The following is a 4472-nucleotide window of genomic DNA, read 5'->3' as shown; positions in this document are numbered from 1 at the left end:
GCCGACGATCACGACGTCGTATTCCATCGACTCGCGTGGGCCGTACTGCTCAATGAGACTTGCGGGGGTCATTGATGCTCCTCTTACCGTTAGAATGCTTTTTTCGGGTTCGTATTGTGGGCGATCGATCCCCGCACTGCAACCGGAAGGGCATGGATTAGCACGATCGTTCTATTTATATGCTACGGTATCGACCCGCAGCGACGGTCTTACCGCACCTGTCAACCGTATCTGTCGTTACAACCGAACAAGGAACGTCAATGGGCCGTTCGATCAATCTGGAAGGCAAGGTCGCGCTGGTTACCGGTGCTTCGAGCGGGTTGGGAAAGCGCTTTGCTCAGGTGTTGTCGCAGGCGGGCGCCAAGGTCGTGCTGGCAAGCCGGCGCACCGAGCGGCTGAAGGAGCTGCGCGCAGAGATCGAAGCGTCGGGCGGTGCGGCACATGTCGTATCGCTCGACGTGACTGATTATCAGAGCATCAAGGCCGCGGTGGCGCACGCGGAGACGGAGGCGGGCACGATCGATATCCTCGTCAACAACTCGGGCGTGTCGACCACGCAGAAGCTCACCGAGGTTACACCGGCCGACTTCGAATATGTGTTCGATACGAATACGCGCGGCGCCTTCTTCGTCGCCCAGGAAGTCGCCAAGCGCATGATCATGCGCGGCAACAATGCGCAGAAGCCGTCATACCGGATCATCAATATTGCATCGATGGCGGGCCTGCGCGTGTTGCCGCAGATCGGCCTGTATTCGATGAGCAAGGCGGCCGTCGTCCATATGACGAAGGCGATGGCGCTGGAGTGGGGCAAACACGGGATCAACGTCAACGCGATCTGCCCGGGTTATATCGACACCGAGATCAACCACCATCACTGGTCGACGGAGCAGGGGCAGAAGCTGGTGTCGATGCTGCCGCGCCATCGCGTCGGCAAGCCGGACGATCTGGACGGGCTGCTGCTATTGCTGGCAGCCGACGAATCGCAGTTCATCAACGGCTCGATCATCGCCGCCGACGACGGCTTCGGGCTCGCATGAGCGTCCCGATTGACGCTGGTTCGAAGAAAGTGTTTTACGCGCGCGGGGGTTCTGTTGCGGGCGAACGCGCGCTATCGTGCAGCACATGGGCAGACCGGCCGTGGCCCGATCGCCCATGCGCCGAGTAGGTTCCAGTCATGTCAGGCAGTAAGAAGAACGGAAGTACGATGAGCAATTTTCACGCAGTTTTTGAGATGTCGATGCCGATCCGCTGGGGCGACATGGACGCGTTCGGCCATGTGAACAACACGGTCTATTTCCGCTACATGGAGCAGGTACGGATTTCCTGGTTCGAGCGAGTGGGGTTCATCGGCGGTGATAGTAATGGGCAGGGACCGGTGATCGTCAATGCCTCGATGGAGTTTCTCAAGCAACTGCACTATCCCGGCGACGTGATCGGCCGGATGTCGGTGGCGACGCCCGGGCGCAGCAGCTTCGACACCGGCTTCGAGCTGGTGCGCGCCGACGACCCGCACACCGTGTATGCGCGCGGCGCCGCGCGTTGCGTCTGGATCGATTACGCAGCGGGCAAGTCGGTGCCGGTGCCCGATCTGCTGCGCGCGACCATCGAGCGTGCCGCGCTGGTCAAGGCGGCTTGATGGGCCGAGCGGGCGAACGCTGCTGCTCGTGTCGCCCATTCACGCCTGCAATGCTTTAACCGGCTGCCCGGGCCGCAGTTTCCCCGCGCGAGTGCGAAGACATGAGCCAGTCGCACATTTTCACGCCCGTCCTTCAATTCCCAAGCAGCCGTTGCAAAAGCTCGGTTGCGTTGCCCGTATCGTATTTGCGCATCAGCCGCGCCCGGTAGACGTCAACCGTGCGCGGGCTGATTTCCAGCACCCGGCCGATCTGCTTGCTGGTTTTGCCCGTCACCAGTTGCGCGGCGATTTCGCGTTCGCGCGGCGTCAGTTCCACCGCCACGCGCCGCGTCGCGCTCAAATCCTCGAAGGTCCAGACGCCTGCCGCGTGCGGGTCGGCGCGCTGCAGCGCGCGGCCCGTCACGTGGCACCAGAACAAATCGCCGTTGGCGCGCTTCATGATGCGATCGTCCGCATAGCTGCCGTGTGCGGTCATGATCGGCGGAATGCGTGCGCCGATCCGCTCGAATTCCTCCGCCGACGGATACAGCACCTGGAACGACTGGCCCAGCAGCGACTCGCGGGTGCAGCCGAAAATCGACGCGAGTTCATCATTGCAGTCTTCGATAATCCGTTCGCGCGATAGCACAAGTCCGATCGGGGCGAGGTGGAACGCGGTTCGATAATCCAGGGCGGGCATGGGTTGGCGGCAAATACTTATGTAGTTTTGCGTATTGTGCCGTATGGCATGCGCAGCGTACTCTTTCGAGCACATCACAACGCGGCCAGGCTGTCCGCGGTGGGCACTGTGCGAAGCCCAGGGCAACCTGGACGCATAGCCCATCGGGGATGACTAGAATGACGTGTCGGGTTCGCCCGCAGAACGTCATATCGGCCGCAACGATCCGCAGACCGGCTTTTCCGGCTGCGGATTTCCATAAAAGGAAGGGACATACTGATGAACAAGGTCTATCCAGGCGCCGCCGAGGCGCTGAAAGACATCGTCAAGGACGGGCAGACGTTCGCCGTCGGCGGTTTCGGGCTGTGCGGCATTCCGGAGGCATTGATCGGCGCGCTGCGCGATTCGAACGTGCAGGGCATCACTTGCATCAGCAACAACGCGGGTGTCGACGGGTTCGGCCTCGGTTTGCTGCTCGAAACGCGCCAGGTCAAGAAGATGATTTCGTCGTATGTCGGCGAGAACAAGGAGTTCGAGCGCCAGTATCTGGCCGGCGAACTCGAACTCGAATTCACGCCGCAAGGCACGCTCGCCGAGAAGCTGCGCGCGGGCGGCTCGGGCATTCCGGCGTTCTTCACCAACACCGGCTACGGCACGCTGATCGCCGAGGGCAAGGAAACGCGGCAGTTCGGCGAGAACCACTACGTGCTCGAACATTCGCTGACCGCCGACGTCGCGCTCGTCAAGGCGTGGAAGGCCGACAAGTCGGGCAATCTGATCTACCGCCGCACCGCGCGCAACTTCAATCCGATGTGCGCGATGGCCGGCAAGATCACCGTCGCGGAAGTCGAAGAGATCGTCGAGGTGGGCGAACTCGATCCGGACGCGATCCACACGCCAGGCATCTTCGTGCAGCGCATCGTACTGAATGCGCATCCGGAAAAACGCATCGAACAACGCGTCGTCCGCGCGAAAGGAGACTGATCATGGCATGGACTCGTGACGAAATGGCCGCGCGCGCGGCGCAGGAATTGCAGGACGGTTTCTATGTGAACCTCGGCATCGGTCTGCCGACGCTGGTGGCGAATCATGTGCCGGCGGGCGTCGAAGTGTGGCTGCAGTCGGAAAACGGCCTGCTCGGCATCGGCCCGTCGCCGACCGAAGAAGAAGTGGATGCCGATCTGATCAACGCGGGCAAGCAGACGGTGACGACATTGCCGGGCTCGTCGATTTTCTCGTCGGCGGATTCGTTCGCGATGATTCGCGGCGGCCACATCAACCTGGCAATTCTGGGTGCGATGCAGATCAGCAAAAAGGGCGACCTGGCGAACTGGATGATTCCGGGCAAGATGATCAAAGGCATGGGTGGCGCGATGGATCTGGTCGCGGGCGTCAAGCGCGTGGTAGTGCTGATGGAGCACGTCGCGAAGGGCGACCAGCACAAGATTCTTGAGGAATGCACGCTGCCGCTGACCGGCGTCGGCGTCGTCAATCAGATCATCACCGACCTCGGCGTGATCGAGGTGACGGATGCCGGTCTAAAGGTGACCGAACTGGCGCCGGGCGTAAGCGTCGACGAAATCAAGGCGAAGACCGGCGCACCGCTCGACGTGAGCGCGGTGAGCTGAGGCCGGTTAGGGGCGCCGGCCGGTCGTTGAAGTTGAGCGGCGGGGCGGCAGCCACATGGGTTCCCAAACGGGCGAGACGCGAGTCTCGCCCGTTCTGTTTTGTGCCGCGCCTGGCGCTCCGCGTGTGCCGGGCTTGTGCCGACCGCGCGTGTCCGAGGCTGTCCTATGCCATCCGGCCGATCCTTGCCGCGCGGCAAAGCGGTTTACAATCGTTTGAAGATTGAACGCCTGTCTGTCCCTGCCGTGCCCGAGCCCAATCCGCAGCGCTTTCGCAAGGAACCCAGATGACCGCATCGACCTCCGCTTCCGCCGCCGGGCAGCCCGCGCCGCGCCAACGTTACGTGCAGTGCGCGAGCGCCGCGGGCTTGCACCGCGTCGCCTACACCGAATGGGGCGACCCGGACAATCCTCGCGTTCTGCTGTGCGTACATGGCCTGACGCGCTCCGGGCGCGACTTCGACCGCGTCGCGGCGCAACTCGCCGGGACCTACCGTGTGGTGTGTCCGGATGTGGTGGGGCGGGGCTTGTCGTCGTGGCTCGCGAACCCCAA

The 4472-nt window shown here is 62.5% G+C and carries 6 protein-coding genes; 5 read left to right on the top strand and 1 reads right to left on the bottom strand.

The genetic code is table 11. The features are described 5' to 3' along the window. The first annotated feature begins 260 nt into the window (after nucleotides 1–260). Together CIC12_RS03755 and CIC12_RS03750 are read left to right on the top strand one after the other, a co-directional pair. Complete coding sequence (locus tag CIC12_RS03755) at nucleotides 261–1037, top strand: SDR family oxidoreductase (RefSeq protein WP_121315208.1); 777 nt, start codon at nucleotides 261–263, stop codon at nucleotides 1035–1037. Between the two features lie 167 nt (nucleotides 1038–1204). Then, nucleotides 1205–1636 carry an acyl-CoA thioesterase gene (locus tag CIC12_RS03750; RefSeq protein WP_168662305.1) on the top strand — a complete coding sequence of 144 codons (432 nt, stop codon included), beginning with the start codon at nucleotides 1205–1207 and terminating at the stop codon, nucleotides 1634–1636. 133 nt (nucleotides 1637–1769) lie between these two features. On the opposite strand, the gene CIC12_RS03745 is transcribed toward CIC12_RS03750, so the two are convergent. Beyond that, the gene (locus tag CIC12_RS03745; protein ID WP_168662303.1) at nucleotides 1770–2315 is read right to left on the bottom strand and encodes a LuxR C-terminal-related transcriptional regulator; all 546 of its coding nucleotides are present in this window, start codon (nucleotides 2313–2315) and stop codon (nucleotides 1770–1772) included. Nucleotides 2316–2573: 258 nt separating this feature from the next. Between CIC12_RS03745 and CIC12_RS03740 the strand changes: the two genes are divergently transcribed. The 3 genes from CIC12_RS03740 to CIC12_RS03730 all read left to right on the top strand — a co-directional run. Further along, nucleotides 2574–3278, top strand: coding sequence for a CoA transferase subunit A (locus tag CIC12_RS03740; protein WP_007181110.1), 705 nt, complete (start codon nucleotides 2574–2576; stop codon nucleotides 3276–3278). Nucleotides 3279–3280: 2 nt separating this feature from the next. Next, nucleotides 3281–3922, top strand: a complete 642-nt coding sequence (locus CIC12_RS03735; RefSeq protein WP_168662301.1) for a CoA transferase subunit B — start codon at nucleotides 3281–3283, stop codon at nucleotides 3920–3922. 284 nt (nucleotides 3923–4206) lie between these two features. Next, nucleotides 4207–4472: alpha/beta fold hydrolase (locus tag CIC12_RS03730; protein WP_446727961.1), on the top strand; the 266-nt coding region annotated here is incomplete at its 3' end.

The sequence above is a fragment of the Paraburkholderia sp. SG-MS1 genome (genome assembly GCF_012275575.1).
In the GTDB taxonomy this organism is placed as follows: domain Bacteria; phylum Pseudomonadota; class Gammaproteobacteria; order Burkholderiales; family Burkholderiaceae; genus Paraburkholderia.
The sequence above is the reverse complement of the archived record's forward strand: the minus strand, read 5'-3'. Positions and strand labels throughout refer to the sequence as shown.

Coding starts and splice junctions, on each gene's coding strand:
- CIC12_RS03735 (WP_168662301.1), top strand. CDS start 3,281: ATGGCATGGACTCGTGACGAAATGGCCGCGCGCGCGGCGCAGGAATTG.
- CIC12_RS03740 (WP_007181110.1), top strand. CDS start 2,574: ATGAACAAGGTCTATCCAGGCGCCGCCGAGGCGCTGAAAGACATCGTC.
- CIC12_RS03745 (WP_168662303.1), bottom strand. CDS start 2,315: ATGCCCGCCCTGGATTATCGAACCGCGTTCCACCTCGCCCCGATCGGA.
- CIC12_RS03755 (WP_121315208.1), top strand. CDS start 261: ATGGGCCGTTCGATCAATCTGGAAGGCAAGGTCGCGCTGGTTACCGGT.
- CIC12_RS03750 (WP_168662305.1), top strand. CDS start 1,205: ATGAGCAATTTTCACGCAGTTTTTGAGATGTCGATGCCGATCCGCTGG.